Origin of the sequence: Exiguobacterium sp. s48, from assembly GCF_018617395.1 — a bacterium.
Taxonomy (GTDB): Bacteria; Bacillota; Bacilli; order Exiguobacteriales; family Exiguobacteriaceae; genus Exiguobacterium.
Genome location: NZ_JACSKC010000001.1, coordinates 875,042 through 893,855, shown reverse-complemented (window position 1 = coordinate 893,855; position 18,814 = coordinate 875,042). Strand labels below are relative to the sequence as shown.

Genomic DNA, 18,814 nt, shown 5'->3' with positions numbered 1-18,814 from the left:
GGAGCGATTAGATGAAGATTGAAGTGATTGTCACAACACTATCAGAAGCCATACGGGCAGAACAACTCGGTGCAGATCGGCTTGAGCTGATTGCCGACATGGATAACGGAGGAATTACGCCAAGCTTCGGAACGATTCGGAATGTGGTTGAACACGTTTCGATTCCCGTACATGTGATGATTCGCCCACATACACGCTCGTTCTATTATAACGAGGATGACGTTGAAACGATGCTTGCGGATATCGGTCTGTGCCGTGAGTTAGGTGTGAACGGCATCGTATTCGGTGCGCTGACACAGGACGGAGCAATCGATGAACGCATTTTAGGAGAAGTCATTAAACATAAAGGGGAAATGACACTCACATTCCACCGAGCGTTTGATGCATCACGTGATGTGTTGGAAGCGATTGAAGTGTTGAACGAATATCCAGAAGTGGATATCTTGTTGACGTCAGGTGGTGCTGACACCGCGTTGGACGGAATCGACTCATTAGCCAGACTACATGAAGTAGCCGAGATGACCCTCTTGCCTGGCGCAGGAATCCATGTGGAAACATTACCTGTCCTACAAGAACGATTGGATGTTGAAATGGTTCATATCGGAAATGGGGTACGAACGGACGGAGAGCTCGATGAAGTGAAATTCAAACAACTTCGAGGGTGAACCAAGGCGAAAAACAGTCGAAAGACTGTTTTTTTGCTATAATGAGAGAAAACAACAAATGTAGGTGAATTCATGCAATCTTCCGTTTACAAACAATATGCGCTACGAATGCTATCAGGGAAGTGGGGCATCTCATTACTCGTTGTCTTAACGGTCATGGTCATTCAAGCGATGATTACGACACGTCTTGATCTCTCGACGGACGACCCTGAAGTTCTTCTTACTTCAGTGGCACTCTTGTACGGGGCAACGGTATTGCTCGCTCCCATCGAGCTCGGGAAAAATTGGGTGTTTCTTCAGGTAGCGAAAGATGAAAAGCCGACGTTCGGATTGTTGATTGAATCGTTCGGGTCCCTGAAAGACTATTCACGTGCCGTAGTCTATTATGCGGTATTTTATCTAGGGCTAAACGTACTGATGCTCCTGCTGATCGTACCTGGTGTCTGGTTTTATTTGACGTATCGGATTGTTCCGTTCATCATGCGGGATGAGCCTGACCTTTCAGCGTTTCAGGCAATGCGTAAGAGTCGACAGATGATGAAAGGGCACAAGCAAACGATGTTAAAACTATTTGCAAGTTTTATCGGTTGGTACGCGATTGTGCTCCTCACTGGTGGCCTGGCATACATCTTTGTCACGCCATATCTTCAAACGGCAATCTCAGGTCTCTATTTAGAGATGAAAGCCTCTTATCAAGCAAAACAACCGGTCGGATAATCCGACCGGTTGTTGACGTTTAGTGCTGATCTGACTTTTTCGGATTTGGGGCGTCTTCAAAATCTTGTTTTTCCTCCTCCGACGCATCCGCATGCCACTTTTTCGCTTGCTCGGTGGCAATGGGAATCGCTTTCGTCTCGGAGTAACCTTGCGCGAGTAATGCGTTCGCAATATCAATCGCTTTCTTTTTTACAAGTGGATCGAAGTTTTTCAGTGATTCCGGATAGTCTTTCATATTCCATGGCACGAAAATCGCCTCCTTCATTCCTACTAATTCCACAAACGTCCTGTTTCAAACGTCTTGATGGAGATAATACTCGATCAGTGCTTGCGTGCCATTCTCTCCATACCCGTTCTTTTCAAGAATTGAATACAGGCGATGTGCGAGCTCGAGACCTGGTAATGTCACTTGTAGCTCACGAGCACTCTCGATGGCGAGTGTCATGTCTTTGATGAAGTGTTTGATGAAGAAACCAGGTGCATAATCCTCGACAATCATGCGTGGAACCAGATTTTCAAGCGTCCAACTACCAGCTGCCCCGCCACGAATCGTACGAACGAGTGCCTCTGGGTCAATCCCAGCCCGTTTACTGAACGCTAGCATCTCAGCATTCCCCATCATGATTCCAGCAATGGCGATTTGATTGGAGAGTTTTGCGTATTGTCCGCTTCCAGCGTATCCCATTCGTTCAATCGATTGTCCCATCGCCTCAAATAACGGTCTCGCTTTATTGAAGGCGAATTCACCCCCACCGACTAAAATCGAAAGCGTTCCATTTTTTGCTCCGACATCGCCTCCCGTGACCGGTGCGTCAAGTGGGAGGAGACTTCGCTCAATGGCAGTCTCGGCAATTCGTTCAGCCAGTTTCGGTGAGGACGTCGTCATGTCAATCAATAATGTACCTGGTTCTGCCGAATCAAGAATGTTCCCTTCGCCAAAATAGATGGATTCGACATCGGACGGATAGCCGACGATCGTGATGACGGCATCGGCATCTCGGCAAACGTCCCGTACCGAATCACACCATGTCACACCTTCCTCTAACAATGCAGCTGCCTTCTCTTTCGTCCGTGTGTATGCTTGTACTTCAAATCCGTGTTTCATCAAATTACGTACCATCGATTGGCCCATGACCCCGAGCCCGATAAATCCGATTGTTTTCATGTCGCTTGTCCCCCTAATAATTGTTGTGAAACGAGTCGTTGATATAGTTCATTCTCCGTTAAAAGTTGCTCGTGTTTCCCGATCCCGCTGATTCGTCCGTCTTCTAAGACGACAATCTGGTCAGCATGTCTGACAGTCGAAAGTCGGTGGGCAATCACAAGCGTTGTTCGCCCGACCATCAGGCGGTCTAACGCTTCTTGGACCACACGTTCTGATTCGGAATCTAGACTTGATGTTGCTTCGTCGAGTAATAAAATTTGAGGATTGCGTAACAAAGCTCGTGCAATGGCGAGACGTTGCCGTTGTCCACCGGATAAACGGATGCCTCGCTCCCCGATTTCCGTATCGAGCTGATGTGGCATCGTTTCAATGAACGACCATGCGTTGGCCATCTCACAGGCCTCTCTGATTTCATCATCGCTCGCTCTATGTTGAAGTCCATATAGGATGTTCGTCCGTACAGATCCAGATAAAACAGGTGAATCTTGAGCGACATACCCGATGATTTGCCGCCAAGTGTCACGTCCGTATGACTGAATGTCCCGATCTCCATATCGAATCGTCCCTGCCGTCGGTATGTAGAATTGTTCGACAAGCGAAAAAAGTGTCGTTTTGCCGGCACCACTGCGCCCGACGATGGCGGTGGTCGCCCCTGGTGACACTTGAAGTGTCAAACCTCGGATGACGGGTTCAGTGCCATAGTGGAAAGAAACGTCATCGAACGAAAGTGTCGTTTGATGAATCACTTCTTCATGGGTGCTGTAAGGTTCTCGGCTGACTTCGAGCAGCTCGGCAATTCGTTCCGTTGCACCACGCGCCTTTTGAAGTCTCGTCAGGAATTCACTCATCGTGATGAGCGGCGTAATGATTTGGAAGAGATAGAGCATGAAAGCAAGTAGTTCTCCCGTTGATAAAGCCCCGGTCGAGACGCGATATGCGCCGAATCCGAGAATCGCAATCAACATCCCGGTCAAGGTGACATTGAGAAGGGGGATGAGGATCGCTTGAATTCGTCCTTCCTTCACCCCGTAATCGAACAGTGTCTCGATTTTTGTTTTGCCGGTTTTCACTTCCGTTTGTTCCGTCGCTTGTGATTTGACGAGGCGAATCTCACCGAGCAGTTCGGCAAAGAAGCCCGAAAGATTCCCGAGTTCTTGTTGTGTCTCTTTTGCGATAATCCGTAGCTTTCGTCCGAGCGGTATGACAATGATGAGAGTGGTCGGGACAGAAAACAAAATGACGAGTGTCATCTGCCAATCGAGTGTGAACAAGATGGCGACGGCACCGATGACGGAGACGATTGAGGTCAACAACCTGACACTCTGTTCGGACAAGAGTTGTTGAAGTGTCGTCGTATCATTGTTCAATCGAGACACTAGTTCACCCGACTTGATGCCGTCATAGAATGGAATTGGCAATTTGACGAGATGATCCCATAAGGTCGTGCGTAAATTGGCGACGACCCGTTGGCCGACAATATGTAACCAATAAATCGACACGGCACTCGTGACAACCTGAATCAGAAATGCAACGACGAAATATGCAATCCATTCGGGTGTCAACAGATCACTGCTCCATCGATCGACCACCCGTTGCAAGATGAGCGGAATGGCCAGTGAGGCGACGGCTTGAAGGAGCGAGATGAGAATAGCGCCGACAAATAATCCTTTCGGAGGATTTGCGATTTTGAACAGTTGAAAAAAAGTTTGCCATGTTGATGATTTCATTTTGACAATCCTCCTCTCTTCTTACTTTCGCTGTTTCAAAAACGGGTGTCAAGACGTCGAATCATTCGAATGACTCATGCTAGAATAGGAAAGAGAGGTGATACGTGATGAAATGGATTCATACGGCCGACTGGCATCTTGGTAAGATTGTCCACGGTCGTCATATGACAGAAGATCAACGGAATATACTATTCCATTCATTTTTAAATATTGTGGATGAAGAACAACCGGATGCAGTGATCATCGCAGGGGATTTGTACGACCGTGCCGTCCCCCCCGTGGAAGCGGTCGATCTACTTGATGAAATGTGGCGAGAACTTGTTCTGAAACGGGAAATCCCCGTCATTGCCATCGCTGGAAACCATGATTCTGCAGAACGTCTCGAATATAGTTCGAAATTGCTGAGACAAGTGGGGCTCCATATCATCGGGAAACTAGACCCCGCTATTGGTCCGCTCGAGGTCGCGGGCATCCCGTTCTATCCAATCCCGTTTCTTGAACCGGCCAGGGTGCGACACATTCTCGGTATCGATACGATTCGCACACATCATGACGCACTTGAGGCTGTGATTGAAGCGTATGGAGACATTGAGAAGAACGCGGTCTCGGTCGGTCACAGTTTTGTGGCAGGTGGGTTGGAGACGGATTCAGAACGTCAACTATCTGTCGGCATGGCAGGACAGGTCGCGAAAGGGTTGTATGAGCCTTTTTCGTATACGGCACTAGGTCATCTACATAATCGTGATGCAATTCAATCTGAAACAATCGCATATAGTGGCTCGCTCATGAAATATTCGTTTTCCGAGGTCAATCATCAGAAATCTGTGGATATTCTAGAGTGGGACGGGCGATGGAACCGTCGTCGCCGTGTGTTGACACCAGAGCGAGATATGCGACAACTTACCGGAACGCTAGATGAGCTCCTTTCCCCAACTTTCTATCAGCAACAGAAAACGGATGATTACCTCAAAATTGTGTTGACGAATGATACAGCGTTACACGATCCGATGGCGAAACTCCGAACCGTCTATCCGAATATCCTACATCTTGAATTGGAAATGTTGCGCCGTCAGGAACAGACGTCCACGTTTGAACGTGAGATGCTCGAGAGACAGTCGGTCGAAGAAGTATATGTACAATTTTTTGAAGCCGTTCATGATCGCACTGCACCAGATGCTGTGAAGCAAATGATAGAAGAAGGTGATGTCTGATGAGACCGGTCGAATTGATGATGCAAGCGTTTGGGCCATACGCAGAACGAGAGACAATTGATTTTACACAGTTGTTGGGTCGTTCCATGTTTGTTGTAAGTGGTCGGACAGGTGCCGGAAAGACGACCATCTTTGATGCGATGACATTTGCTCTTTATGGACGGGCGAGTGGTTCGCTCCGAAACGCGAGCGACTTCAGAAGCCAGTACGCGACACCTGAAACGATAACAAAGGTCGATTTCTCATTCACGATTCGAGGAGAACGCTATCGAATCGTTCGACAACCGCAGCAACCCCATCCTGTAAACAAGACGCCAATCCCTCATGAGGCGGTTCTATATGAATGGGAGGACGGTTGGAAACCGCTGGCTACTAAAGTCAATGAGGTTCAAGAACAAATTGAATCGATTTTACAACTTTCATATGAACAATTCAGTCAAATTTTGTTACTGCCGCAAAATCAATTTAGACAACTGCTTGACTCTAATTCGAATGAAAAGCAACAAATCTTACAATCTATTTTCAAGACGGAAGCGTATCGGTCGTTTCAAGAAAAATGGGCAGAACGATATAGCGCATATCGAAAACAAGTCGAGTGGTCGGTGGAACGAACACGCCTCAAGTTACTCGAACTCGAAGACGAGTCAATTGAAGAAGTCTCGGTCAAACCGATTGATGAGATTATTCGATGGCTTGAAGAACGGGAAGAGCGTTTAATTGAAACGTGTGACACGGTGGATCTCAAGAAACGAGAATATCTCAAAACGCTCGAAGAAGTTCGAGATGAACTTGAAGTTGCGAAGTCTCTGATCGGACTGTTCAACGAACGAGAAGAAACGAATCGGGCACTCGAAGCCTTTTTAGAAGGTGAAGTGTTACGAAACGAACGTCGAGACCGACTACAACTGTTAGAGGCGGCAGCCAATATTCGTCCTGTGTTTGATCGTCTCGTTGAGATGGAACGACAACTACAGCGATTGACGACTGAAAAACAAACTTCTTTGACTAAGTACGAAGAATTGAAAACGACGCAATCAAAATTGGAAGAACAGCAGTCGTCGATGGAAGCGGGCAGACAAGAGGTTGGGTCACTCCGTGAGCGGCTTCGAGTGATTGATGAATTGATGCCTCAAATCGAAGAACGTGCTTCATTCGTTTCTCGTCGTCAACAATTAGAAACGAAATCGAAGGCATTAGCGGACTTCTCAAAAGAATCAAGATTGAATGAACTACAAGTACATGAACATGAACTCGTTGAACGCTTGAAAACTGAGCCGACTGAACGTTCTGTCGATGTCGAACGTTATGTCGATCGATTGATTCAACTGAAAACGCTTGAAACAAAAATCAGTGACCTCTCAAAACAACTTGCAGCATGTGAACGCTCTGGAAAAGAGATTCAGCGACAATATACGATACAGCAAGAGATCGTTTTAACATATAAACAACAAGAGCAACTCGTTTTAGCGACACAGCTACGTGACACACTTGAAGAAGGTGAACCGTGTCCTGTATGTGGATCTCGTCACCATGAAATGTCACAACCCGAAGCCGTGATTGAAGACATTGCCGCTCGAGAGGAAGCGTTATTACGACTTGAGGAATTGTCGACACGCTTGATTGAGGCGAGGGCAGATTATCGTTCTCTTCATCAACAACTCGAAACAACACGCTTGGAGTTTGAACAGGCATCTAAAGACGTTCAACACAAGCATGACATATCGGATGAGATTGAAAGATGGCAGTCCCATCTAAAGTCGCTACAGCGTGACGAACAGCTTCGCCAAGAGAATGAGCGAACATTGCGTCAACTGACCAACGAGATTAGACAATTGGAACAACAGCGTCGTGACCAGTTTGAGGAACGTCAGCGTGTTCTCTCAGAACTTGAAGGCATTCAACAAAAACTGCATAGCCTCGGTCAGACGGATGATGTGACGTTGGAGTCCCTGCAATCAGAACGAAATGAAAAACATCATCGACTGACACTACTTTTAAAGAAACTCGAATCATTTGATGAGCAATTGGAAACAGTGAAGAAAGCGTTGTGGAAAGAAGAAGAGCGTCTTTCCGTGACCCGTGAACAATTGAGAGAGTTGGAAAAACAATACGAGTCGCACCAATCGATTTGGACCGAACAACTTGCGTCGACCAATCTGACGCGGGAACGCTATGAAGAAATTGCGAGTCAAATCAATCAGCGACAGACGATTCGCGATCAACTGCTCGAAGAGGAACAAGAAGGCATTCGCCTTCGTCATCGGAAGCAAATAATCGAGGATAAACTTGGGAATGTTAGCCGGCCAAATCTTGAGCTGGTGGAAGCAAAAGTGAGGGAAGCTACTGCGCAATATGAACAAGTTTCAAAAGAGTTGATCACAGCACAAGACGCGTTAGCGAGACATCGCCAAATCACCTCAGAATGGTCTGCCCTTCGTGAGAGTACAGCCAACGAAGAGAACCAGTTACAAACCATCAAATTGATTGCTGATACTGGGAAAGGGATCAATCCACAAAAAATGACGTTTGAAACCTATGTCCAAACAGCATTTTTTGATCAAATCTTACATGCTGCTAACATTCATTTAGATCAAATGACGAGCGGACAATTCCGACTCGAGCGCAAAATTGAAACGGCAAAAGGGAACGCCAAATCAGGACTTGAACTTCTCGTCTTCGATGCATATACAGGACAATCCCGTCGTGTTCAAAACCTTTCCGGAGGCGAAGGATTTAAAGCGTCGCTTTCGCTTGCACTTGGACTTGCGGAAGTCGTGCAACAATTAAGTGGAGGCATCAGTCTTGAGACGATGCTGATTGATGAAGGATTCGGGACACTCGATGCCGAATCATTAGACCAGGCGATTGAATTATTGATGTCTCTCCAGTCGACAGGTCGACTCGTAGGGGTCATCAGTCATGTTCAAGAATTGAAAGACCGTGTGGATGCACGGATTGAAGTCAGTAAAACTAGAAGCGGGTCGACGATCCAGCTGATTGTGGAGTGATAGTTGTGAAACAGATGGTGACAAAGTCAAGTCTCATCAATGATTTAAAAGAAGCGGGAGTTCAAGCAGGAGAATCGCTGTTTGTCCATACATCGTTATCTAAACTGGGGTGGGTATGTGGTGGTGCCCAAACCGTCATTGAGGCATTACAAGAAGTTGTGGGACCATCAGGACTTCTCATGATGGCAACACAAACAGGAGACAATTCAGACCCGGCCGAGTGGGAGGCACCACCAGTCCCAGTAGAATGGTGGCAAACGATACGTGAGGAAATGCCACCTTATGAAAAAGAAAAGACATTGACTCGAGGTATGGGACGTGTACCCGAGCTGTTTCGGACTTATCCAAATGTGTATCGGAGTGATCACCCGATGTGGTCTGTGGCGGCATGGGGGAAGAATGCGAAGGAAATCGTTTCCGGACATACGGTTGAAGTCGGATTCGGACCGAGCTCTCCGATCGAACGAATGATTGAACGTGACGCACGTGTCCTTCACCTCGGTTCTCCACTCGATGCGACGACGCTATGGCATTTTGCGGAGTACGGAATCGAAGGTCCGGTGAAATCGTTCGGATGTGCCGTTTACGAAGCCGGAGAGCGTAAATGGATAACATTTGATCACGTCGATGTGAATAGTGATCCGTTTGGTGCAATCGGTGAGAATATTGTGAAACAAAAAGATGTTCGTACGTTCACTATTAACGAAGCAACATGTTATCTGATACCCGCTAGTACGTGGGAACCGGTTCAACATGCGCTCATCGCATTACGAAGCTGGTTGAGATAATTATTCAGAAACGAGGGGAAGCATCAGATGAATCGTTGGATAAAAATTGCTAGTATGACGGTACTGATCATGTTGCTTGTGGCCGGATTGGCGATTGCAGGAATCTCGGCTCATATCGGAGATCAATTGACGTCACCTGAACGAGAAACATTGACATATACGCCGAAATCTCTTGGTTTGAAATATGAAAATGTGACAATTCAATCGGAAGAAGGATACGACTTGTACGGATGGTGGATTCCGCATCCGACGCCTCGTGCGACCATCGTGTTTGCTCACGGTTATGGGAAGAACCGAGAACAAGATGATCTTCCACTTAAAGACTTGATTCCAGAGTTCCACGAACAAGGATATCAATTCTTAACGTTTGATTTTCGTGGGTCGGGTATTTCAGAGGGAGATCGTGTGACGGTCGGAGCTAAGGAACAATCGGATTTACAGGCCGCTATTCAATATGCGAAAGGAAGAACAGATGGTCCGATTGTCTTGTACGGCATTTCGATGGGAGCCGCAACGGCTCTCTCTACGGCAGATGACGTCGAAGTGGCTGCCGTGATTGCAGACAGTCCATTCAGTGATTTACGAAACTACCTTGAAACGAATCTTCCGGTATGGAGTGATTTGCCAAACGTTCCGTTCACTCCTGTCATTATGACCGTGACACCGTGGTTCACCGGTCTCGATGCCGATGTCGTTTCGCCGATTCATGATATCAAAGCAATCGATGCGCCGATCCTCTTGATTCATAGTAAAGGGGATGATGCGATTCCTGTATCGGAAAGTGAAAAACTTGCTGATGCACAAGCAAATGTCGAACTATGGGTGACGGATAACGATGGACATGTCGGGTCTTATCACGCGTTCGAAAGCGAATATCAACAGCGAATCTTTGATTTTCTAGAAAAATCATTGTGAGCAAAGGGGCGCATTTGACGCCCCTTTTTGATATGATTGCACACGAGACCAATGAAAGAAGGGTAGAACATGGACGTATTACAAGTATTACAATTTTTACTTCTCGGGACGTTAATCGGGATCTTGAGCGGTTTCTTTGGAATCGGTGGTGGTATTTTATTGACGCCACTCCTTCTCGTCTTCGGGTATGAGGCGAGTGCAGCGATTGCACTGAGTCTTATGTTGACACTCGGTTCAACGACTGCAGGTACGATTTCACACATTCGCTTGCGTAACGTAAACGTATCCCATGCGCTATGGATTGGTTTGTTTGGCGTACTCGGGACATGGATTGCGACGCCACTTGTCTTTTATTTAGAAGGAGTAGATGGGGCGACACTCATCATCTCACTTGTTTACATCGCGTTACTCACTTACTTTGCGATTTCATTCTTTCGCTCGAAACAGCATGTCGAGGGGAGTGTCGGTACAGATTCTGTTCCACGTCTCGGGATCATCGGAGTCTTCGCTGGATTTATCTCTTCTTTGATGGGGGTGAGCGGTGGGTTCGTCTTAACTCCACTCCAAGTAAAGTTATTGAATACTGAAATGAAGCGAGCGGTTGGAACGAGCATTTCCGCAGCGCTCCTCATCGTCATTTCAGGTGTCATCAGTTACGCTGTCGCTGGTGCGGACACGAACTATTGGCACGGTCTTGCCTTGATTGCGGGTGCAATGATTGGGTCGCCATTTGGAGCAAAACAGTTGCAACGCTTTAGTTCACAACACGTTAAAAAAGCACTCGGAGGATTTTATGTCACCGTCGCTTTCAGTGTGGCGCTTAACCTGATTGGATGGAATACGGCTTCCCTCGTATTACTTGTCACATTGGCACTATTGTTCATCATTACACTCGTTGTTCGACCACGCAAAAAATAAACCCCGTCCATGGACGGGGTTTTAACGTCTAGCAATATGGTCAATGTTTTCTTGAATCTCGCCAACCTTACCTTTCGCCTCACGGAGTCTGCGCTCAAACGCTTCAGTGTCACGTTTTTCATGAGACGACTTGTCTACTCCTTGACGTTGCCCTTTGTCAGAACGTTGATAAAAATGGGTCGCTTTTTGCAAGCGTTTCTTAAACGTCGAGTCGCTCATAGAGACACCCCCTTCCATACTATAAGTATTCCACAGGGGGGTACAGGTGAAACGTCAGAACGTTTACGAAGCAAGAGAGCGTCGAACTTGAACGTTCTCTGAAATTTTAACTGCAAGAATAGCGGCAATCACTGCTTTGAGTAAATCACCAAAAATAAACGGGATGTTCACTTTTAGCGCATCAATGAAGGACATGCCGACAACAATTTCAAGACCGATGCTTCCAAGTAAATAGACGAACCCGAGTCCAAAAACAACGTTATACCCAATCAATCCTGGAATCGAACGATGCTTTTCACTAAACCAACCAATCAATAATGCCGCAATCGGGAAAGCGATTAAATAGCCGACTGTCGGTCCGACAAATGGTGCGAAACCGCCTTGTCCGCTTAATACTGGAAGACCGATTAACCCAAGAAGTAAATAAACAAGGACCGCTAAAAATCCTTTACGTGCCCCAAATACTCCGGCAATCGTCATGATGGCAAGTGTTTGCAAGGTGATTGGAACAGGTCCGATCGGTATTTCAATAAAGCCGACACTGGCAATGAGTGCTGCCCCAAAAGCGATTTGTGTCATATCCTGAATTTTCATATGTAAACCCCTTTTCAGTTAACGTTAACAATATAAAAGTTAACATGTTCGAATAGGGATGGCAAGTAGTTTTTCGCCTTTCAAATTTAATCAATGATGTGATCGTTTCCGGTTCGACGTAATTCCTCAATCGATGAACGCATCTTTTCAATCATCTCTTCTGAGTGACGTTCCCATGATTTTAAAACGCCTACTACGAGGAGCGGTTCGATTGTCCGATAGGATCGAGTAGGATTTCCAGGGAATCGTTGATCCGTTAAATTTGGATCATTTTCAAAATTGCCAACCGGATGCACAATATAAATTTGCTCAGGACCGTTTCCTTTTGCTAATTCAGCCCCCCATTTTGCGGCATCCAAAGTCGCCGTAAAATAAAGGTGACGTAGCGGCTCATGGCGATGATTCGACATATGGCCAACTTCTAAAAGATCTCCAACAACAAGTTCTGCTTTCGTTCCATGAAAGAATGGACCTGGGTCCAACTGAACAGAAGATTTCATGTGAATGCCTCCTATTTGCATCGTATTGAGACCATTATCGTACGTGAACACATTAAAGTGTAGTCTGTTTGTTGAGCAGGATTCTTGTTATCATTAAGAGGGGGAACTAGACGACGAGCACTGATTTATGTAATTTTTATATTGAATGGATGAACATAAATACGCGTCCTCGTTAACTGACGAGGACGCGTATTTGTTATGAATGGGTCAGCTTGCTCATGCATTCTGAAGCTTCTTTCAATTGTACGCGGACGGCATCAAATCCTGTTCCACCGTAACTGTTTCGACGTGCGACTGCCTGTTCAGGGGTCAAGGCATCATACACATCGTCTTCGATCAATTCGGAGTGTGTTTGGAACACCGTGATTGGGAGCTCGCGTAAATATAATCGCTCATCCACGCAATATTTGACGAGTTTACCCGTCACTTCGTGAGCTTCACGGAAGGGTACTCCTTTTGCTGTCAAATAATCAGCAAGTTCAGTAGCGTTAGAAAAATCACGCTCGGTCGCTTGTTTCATGACGTCAGGATGGAACGTCAATTCATTCATCATCCCCGCCATGATACTGAGTGAGCCTTGAACGGTCTTGACCGTATCAAACATTCCTTCTTTATCTTCCTGTAAATCTTTATTATAAGCGAGAGGAAGTCCTTTCATGAGCGTCAATAATCCCATCAAGTTTCCAATCACACGACCCGATTTTCCACGGACGAGTTCGGCCATGTCCGGATTTTTCTTTTGTGGCATCATGCTCGAACCGGTAGAGAACGTATCCGACACGGTAATGAAACGATATTCTTCACTGGCCCAAAGAATCAACTCCTCACAGAAACGGGAGAGATGCATCATGAGGATCGATGCGTTCGAGAGGAATTCAAGAATGAAGTCGCGGTCACTGACAGCATCGAGGCTGTTCGGGTAAACCCGATTGAATCCAAGCAATTCGGCTGACCGGAAGCGGTCGATTGGGAACGTTGTCCCAGCGAGCGCGCCTGCTCCAAGAGGGGACCAATCGATTCGCTTCAAACTGTCTGTAAAACGTTCCTTGTCCCGCTCAAGCATCCAAAAGTAGGTGAGTAAATGGTGCGCAAGTGAAATTGGTTGTGCACGCTGAAGATGCGTATAGCCAGGCATGATCGTCTCGACGTTTTTTGAAGCGTGTGCATGCAATTCTTGTTGAAGTGATTCAATCAAGTGAATCACTTCTTTCACACGTTCTTTCAAGTAAAGATGCATGTCTGTCGCGACTTGATCGTTTCGGCTACGTGCTGTATGCATCTTTCCGGCGATGGGACCAATTTCCTCGTGCAACAAGGCCTCAAGATTCATGTGAATGTCTTCATGATACACTTCAAATTTCAATTCACCGGCGATTGCTTTTTGTTTTAACAGATTGAGTCCTTCGAGTAGTTGAGTCACTTCATCGTTAGAGAGGATATTTTGGTCTCCTAACATCGTCACGTGAGCCATGCTACCCTCTAAATCTTCCAAGACGAGTTGAGCGTCAAATTCTATCGATGCACCGAATGCATCGACCCAATCACTCGCTGTCTTCTCGAAGCGACCACCCCATAATTTACTCATTGATAAAAGCTCCCTTTTCCATTAAGACTTCTGATTGAACTTTTGTAGGTAAGCCCCATAGTTTAATAAATCCAACAGCTGCTTGTTGATCGAACGTATCTGCTGATGTATATGTCGCCAGTTCCTCGTCATAGAGTGAAATCGGTGATTTACGTCCGTCAACGATGGCTTGTCCTTTAAACAGCTTCATGCGAACCGTTCCTGTGACGGTTGCCTGAGTTTCATCGATAAAAGCAAGGAGTGCCTTCGTAAGTGGTGAATACCAAAGTCCGTTATAAATGGTCTCCGTTAACTTCTGCTCTACAATCGGTTTGAAGTGTGCGACTTCACGGACGAGGGTCAACGCTTCGAGTGCCTTGTGCGCAGTAATCAATGTCATAGCCCCTGGAGCTTCATAGACTTCACGTGATTTAATACCGACGACACGGTTCTCGATGTGGTCGATTTTTCCTACACCGTGTGCACCTGCAACGATATTGATTTCTTTTAAAATATCTGTGAATGATTGACTCTTACCATTGATTGCAACCGGCACTCCATTTTTGAATTCAATTTCAAGATAAGTCGGTTCATGTGGTGTATCTTCAAGTGCTGCCGTCAATTCATAAGCACTCTCTGGTGGTGCCGCCCAAGGGTCTTCTAAAATACCGCATTCGATGGCACGTCCCCAAATGTTTTGGTCAATCGAGAAAGGTTCTTCTTGAACGATTGGAATCGGGATATCATGTTTCGCCGCGTAAGCAATTTCTTCCTCACGTGACCATTTCCATTCACGAACGGGTGCAACGATTTCAAGTGAAGGGTCGAGTGCATGAATGGACACTTCGAAACGCACTTGGTCATTTCCTTTCCCTGTACAACCGTGAGCCACAGCGACGGCACCTTCGGCTTGTGCGACCTCGACCAATTTTTTCGAGATGAGAGGGCGTGACAGAGCAGAAACGAGTGGGTAGACACCTTCATATAACGTGTGCGCTTGCATAGAGTAACGAGCGAAATCTGTAACGAATTCATCAACCGCATCGATCACGATTGATTTTTTTGCCCCGACTTTCATCGCTTTTTGCTGAATTTTTTCTAAGTCTTTCCCTTCCCCGACATTCAAACAGACGGCAATGACATCATATCCTTGTTCATCCAACCATTTAATCGCAACCGATGTATCCAAACCACCTGAGTAAGCCAATACGAGTTTCTGTTTCAAAATATGAACACCCCTTATGAATAATTATTAATCTTTGTTTATAAATATACGACTTAGTGTAAGGGATAACCGAAAGCGTGGCAACCTTTTTTTTGAAAATAAAAAGACCACGAGCGATTTCGTGGTCATCATTGTTCGATTGTAAGCTCTGGTAACCACTGTGACATATGATCGCTGACAGTGGAAAGAAGTTCAGGTTTGACTGAATTTAACGGAACAACCTCATAATAACCATCAGATGACTTTTGCGTAAAGGTTGGATAGAACATCGGTTGTTTGAGTTCAAATGTGGTTGCCTCATCAGTGGTTGTTTTGACAACATCGATTCCGATGATGCCCCCCGTGTTCCGATCATCTCCTTTTTGACCAGAGAAGAAATTACCAAGAGAGTAAACAACAAATGTCTGATTGCCATTTACACCTTCAAGCATGATTGGAGGTTGCAACACGTGAGGGTGATGACCGATGATGATGTCGACTCCGAGGTCTGCTAATGATTGGGCGAGCTCAGTTTGGCTCTCATTCGGTAGCGGTTCATATTCCGTACCGAAATGGAGAGAAACGACTGTCAAATCAGTGGACTGTTCTGCCTTCTCGATCTCTGGTTGCATCTGTGCGAGGTCGATATAATTCACGTGATATGGTTGCTTCGGTACGACGCCATTCGTTCCATACGTATATGCGAGGAAGGAAAAAGAAATATCATTGGTCGTCAACGTACGAATATTCGCCTTGTCCTCAGCGGATAGAAATGAACCTGTGTACGGCATTCCGATGGCGTTCCAGTGTCCGATAGAGTTCTCGATGGCTCGGACGCCACGATCAAGTGAATGATTATTCGCTGTCGTAACTAAATCAACACCAGACCGTTTGAGTGCATCTCCAATCTCAAAGGGACTATTAAAGGCAGGATAACTTGATAATCCGATCGCACTCCCGCCAATCATGCTCTCTTGATTCGCAATGGTGATATCAGCGCGCTTCAAGACTGGGGCTACTTGTTCAAAAGCGGTATCAAAGTCAAATCCGTCATCGGTACGAGCGGCATCATACACGTTGTCATGTAACAACACATCCCCGATTGCATATATTGAGGCAGACGTGACAATCGGCTTAGGTTCAGCAGGTGGCGTTTCTTCAGGAATATCAACAATCGGTTTTTCGACTTCTTCTGGTACTGTTGGTACTTCTTGATTTGTTGCCGGAGTCGTACCACAAGCAATTAATAAAACAAAACTAGACATGAAGGTAAGGCGAGATACAATCTTGATTGGTTTCATCCCGATTCTCCTTTTCATGACAGAGTAGTTCGATAACCCTAAAGTTCGTCGATAATTAAGAAAAATCCTTCTTATATAAAAAATGACAGGTCATTGTTGACCTGTCATGAGAATTATTTGATTTGCTCTCTAACCATATCTTGCATTTGGTCAAACTCACGTTGCATGACCTCATTTGGTGGTGGCGTCATCAAACTCACGGTATAGATGGCGAGTGCCGACAAGAAGAATGCGGGAATCATTTCATACAATGTCCCAAACGTACCGAAAAGAGATGCGGCATAGTTCTTCCATAAAATGACGACAAAGGCACCCGTCAACATTCCAGCTAGCGCTCCTTGGCGAGTCGTCCGTTTCCAAAACAGACTGAACAAGATGAGTGGTCCGAAGGATGAACCGAAACCAGCCCATGCATATCCGACTAGATTTAGGATGGTGTCATCTGCATCGAGTGCGAGAATAATCGATACAATCGAGACGAGGATGACCGTAATCCGACCTACCATGACGAGTTCTTTGTCGCCAGCATCTTTACGGAAGAATTTTTGATAAAAGTCTGTCGTCGCAGCACTTGATGAGACGAGTAATTGCGACGAGATAGTCGACATGATGGCAGCAAGGAGTGCGGCCAACAGAACGCCCGTCACCAAATCCGGGAATAATAAGTCAGATAAGTTGATAAAGACGTTTTCCGGATTATCGATGGTGAGGCCTTGCTGTGTGTAATAGGCAAGACCGAACAACCCGGTCGCCATCGCCCCGACAACGGTGAAGACCATCCATGAGATCCCGATTCGACGTGCCGTCTTAATGTCCTCGAGTTTTCCGATTGCCATAAAACGGACGATGATGTGCGGCTGGCCGAAATAGCCGAGACCCCAGGCAAATAATGAAACAATACCGATGAGTGATTGACCTGTCCACGGGTCAAGCAATGCTTCATCAATATTTCGTACCGTGTCAAGAGCGGTCGAAACCCCATCAGTTGCCGTAATGGCGATGGCAGGTACAAAAATAAGGGCGAACAACATGATCAATCCCTGAACAAAATCTGTCCAGCTGACGGCTAAGAAACCACCGATAAACGTATACAGAATAATGATGGAAGCGAGAATGACGACTCCCGTGACAAATTCAATGTCAAAGACGGCATTGAATAGGCGACCGCCGGCGACGAATCCGCTTGTCGCATACAGAGTGAAAAAGATTAACGTGACGGCAGCTGAAAATGAACGCAATACGCCTTTTGTGTCTTTAAAGCGTTTCTCAAAGAAATCTGGGATTGTGATCGCATCATCCGATATGTATGAATAAATGCGTAATCTTGGTGCGACCAATAACCAGTTTAAATAAGCACCGATTGTCAACCCGATGACAATCCAACCACTCGAGATTCCTGTGGCATACATGGCTCCCGGTAGGCCCATTAATAGCCAGCCACTCATGTCAGAAGCGCCAGCAGATAGTGCGGCTACTCCAGGACCAAGTCCACGTCCGCCTAACATGTAATCTCCGATACTGCTTGTTCTCCGATACGCGATGATCCCAAGTAAGATCATCAGTGCCATATAAAGAACAATGGACACTAAAATTCCGTTCATCAACATCCCCCCGAATAAAAATAAATGAAAACGATTTCAGTGATAGAATATCACTTTGTCAAAATATTGTCACAACAAGAGGGGAAATGTAAAGATGTTTTTGAGAGCTGGTCCTAAATTAACGGAATGCACAAGACACGAGATGGTCATTGACGAGACCAGTCGCTTGTAGGTGGGCATACACCGTCGTTGGGCCTAAAAACTTAAAGCCCCGTCGCTTGAGGTCTTTACTCAATCGTTCAGACAGTTCTGTCGTGGCAGGAACTTCATCCAAGCTGTCCCATCTGTTGATAACGGGCTCATGGTCGACGAATGACCAAATATAGGAATCGAACGTACCGAATTCCTGTTGAATCTTGATGAATTGCTTCGCATTATTGATGGATGCCTCGATTTTCTTTCGATTTCGGACGATGCCACTATCTAACATGAGCCTTTCAATATCCTCTTCTGTAAACATGGCAACGTCTTGTACCTCAAAGTTTGCGTAAGCATGTCGATAGTTTTCACGTTTTCTTAAAATCGTGATCCAACTCAAACCAGCCTGTGCACTCTCGAGTGTCAAACATTCAAAGTGCTTCTGGTCGTCGTGAACGGGCTTTCCCCATTCCTCGTCATGATAACGAACGTATAACGGATCGGTTCCGCACCAAGGACAGCGTAATGTTTCAACCAAAATTCTCAACTCCTTTTATAAGAAGTGTAGCATGTCTCGGT

At 46.0% G+C, this 18,814-nt stretch carries 18 protein-coding genes; 7 read left to right on the top strand and 11 right to left on the bottom strand.

Annotated features, from left to right (window positions below):
• Positions 1-11 precede the first annotated feature (11 nt).
• Together KNO66_RS04595 and KNO66_RS04590 are read left to right on the top strand one after the other, a co-directional pair.
• On the top strand, positions 12-665 hold the full coding sequence (locus KNO66_RS04595; protein ID WP_214740862.1) for a copper homeostasis protein CutC: 654 nt from the start codon (positions 12-14) through the stop codon (positions 663-665).
• 72 nt (positions 666-737) lie between these two features.
• Entirely contained in the window at positions 738-1,382 is a 645-nt protein-coding gene (locus KNO66_RS04590; protein ID WP_214740860.1) for a DUF975 family protein, read from the top strand.
• A 19-nt stretch (positions 1,383-1,401) separates the two neighbouring features.
• On the opposite strand, the gene KNO66_RS04585 is transcribed toward KNO66_RS04590, so the two are convergent.
• Genes KNO66_RS04585 through KNO66_RS04575 form a run of 3 tightly spaced genes read right to left on the bottom strand, consistent with a single transcriptional unit; the run spans position 1,402 to position 4,274 of the window.
• Positions 1,402-1,629 carry a DUF2188 domain-containing protein gene (locus KNO66_RS04585; RefSeq protein WP_214740858.1) on the bottom strand — a complete coding sequence of 76 codons (228 nt, stop codon included), beginning with the start codon at positions 1,627-1,629 and terminating at the stop codon, positions 1,402-1,404.
• A gap of 45 nt (positions 1,630-1,674) precedes the next feature.
• The gene (locus KNO66_RS04580) at positions 1,675-2,547 is read right to left on the bottom strand and encodes an NAD(P)-dependent oxidoreductase (RefSeq protein ID WP_214740856.1); all 873 of its coding nucleotides are present in this window, start codon (positions 2,545-2,547) and stop codon (positions 1,675-1,677) included.
• Positions 2,544-4,274 carry an ABC transporter ATP-binding protein gene (locus tag KNO66_RS04575; RefSeq protein ID WP_214740854.1) on the bottom strand — a complete coding sequence of 577 codons (1,731 nt, stop codon included), beginning with the start codon at positions 4,272-4,274 and terminating at the stop codon, positions 2,544-2,546. Before KNO66_RS04575 ends, KNO66_RS04580 begins: the two co-directional genes overlap by 4 nt.
• 107 nt (positions 4,275-4,381) lie before the next feature.
• On the opposite strand from KNO66_RS04575, the gene KNO66_RS04570 reads away from it, so the two are divergent.
• The 5 genes from KNO66_RS04570 (at position 4,382) to KNO66_RS04550 (ending at position 11,114) form a co-directional block, all read left to right on the top strand.
• On the top strand, positions 4,382-5,485 hold the full coding sequence (locus KNO66_RS04570) for an exonuclease SbcCD subunit D (protein ID WP_214740852.1): 1,104 nt from the start codon (positions 4,382-4,384) through the stop codon (positions 5,483-5,485).
• Positions 5,485-8,493 carry an AAA family ATPase gene (locus tag KNO66_RS04565; RefSeq protein WP_214740850.1) on the top strand — a complete coding sequence of 1,003 codons (3,009 nt, stop codon included), beginning with the start codon at positions 5,485-5,487 and terminating at the stop codon, positions 8,491-8,493. Before KNO66_RS04570 ends, KNO66_RS04565 begins: the two co-directional genes overlap by 1 nt.
• A 14-nt stretch (positions 8,494-8,507) precedes the next feature.
• Positions 8,508-9,281, top strand: coding sequence for an AAC(3) family N-acetyltransferase (locus KNO66_RS04560; protein ID WP_214742376.1), 774 nt, complete (start codon positions 8,508-8,510; stop codon positions 9,279-9,281).
• Between the two features lie 27 nt (positions 9,282-9,308).
• On the top strand, positions 9,309-10,196 hold the full coding sequence (locus KNO66_RS04555) for an alpha/beta hydrolase (RefSeq protein WP_214740848.1): 888 nt from the start codon (positions 9,309-9,311) through the stop codon (positions 10,194-10,196).
• A 69-nt stretch (positions 10,197-10,265) separates the two neighbouring features.
• Positions 10,266-11,114, top strand: a complete 849-nt coding sequence (locus KNO66_RS04550) for a sulfite exporter TauE/SafE family protein (protein ID WP_214740846.1) — start codon at positions 10,266-10,268, stop codon at positions 11,112-11,114.
• A 21-nt stretch (positions 11,115-11,135) separates the two neighbouring features.
• On the opposite strand, the gene KNO66_RS04545 is transcribed toward KNO66_RS04550, so the two are convergent.
• From KNO66_RS04545 to KNO66_RS04510, 8 genes are all read right to left on the bottom strand, one after another.
• Positions 11,136-11,333, bottom strand: a complete 198-nt coding sequence (locus KNO66_RS04545; protein ID WP_214740844.1) for a hypothetical protein — start codon at positions 11,331-11,333, stop codon at positions 11,136-11,138.
• A gap of 63 nt (positions 11,334-11,396) precedes the next feature.
• Positions 11,397-11,927 (bottom strand): biotin transporter BioY, encoded by a 531-nt coding sequence (locus KNO66_RS04540; RefSeq protein WP_214740842.1) that lies wholly within the window; start codon positions 11,925-11,927, stop codon positions 11,397-11,399.
• 86 nt (positions 11,928-12,013) lie between these two features.
• A complete protein-coding gene (gene arr / locus KNO66_RS04535) occupies positions 12,014-12,427 on the bottom strand; it encodes an NAD(+)--rifampin ADP-ribosyltransferase (protein ID WP_251127296.1) in 414 nt (137 codons plus the stop codon).
• A gap of 196 nt (positions 12,428-12,623) precedes the next feature.
• On the bottom strand, positions 12,624-14,012 hold the full coding sequence (gene argH, locus KNO66_RS04530) for an argininosuccinate lyase (protein WP_214740840.1): 1,389 nt from the start codon (positions 14,010-14,012) through the stop codon (positions 12,624-12,626).
• Positions 14,005-15,219: an argininosuccinate synthase gene (locus tag KNO66_RS04525; RefSeq protein WP_214742374.1), complete on the bottom strand. Its 1,215-nt coding sequence runs from the start codon at positions 15,217-15,219 to the stop codon at positions 14,005-14,007. Before KNO66_RS04525 ends, argH begins: the two co-directional genes overlap by 8 nt.
• Before the next feature lie 125 nt (positions 15,220-15,344).
• Positions 15,345-16,496, bottom strand: a complete 1,152-nt coding sequence (locus KNO66_RS04520) for a CapA family protein (RefSeq protein ID WP_214740838.1) — start codon at positions 16,494-16,496, stop codon at positions 15,345-15,347.
• Positions 16,497-16,609: 113 nt separating this feature from the next.
• Entirely contained in the window at positions 16,610-18,097 is a 1,488-nt protein-coding gene (gene putP, locus KNO66_RS04515) for a sodium/proline symporter PutP (RefSeq protein ID WP_214740836.1), read from the bottom strand.
• 118 nt (positions 18,098-18,215) lie between these two features.
• Complete coding sequence (locus KNO66_RS04510) at positions 18,216-18,773, bottom strand: DNA-3-methyladenine glycosylase I (protein WP_251127294.1); 558 nt, start codon at positions 18,771-18,773, stop codon at positions 18,216-18,218.
• Positions 18,774-18,814: the final 41 nt, after the last annotated feature.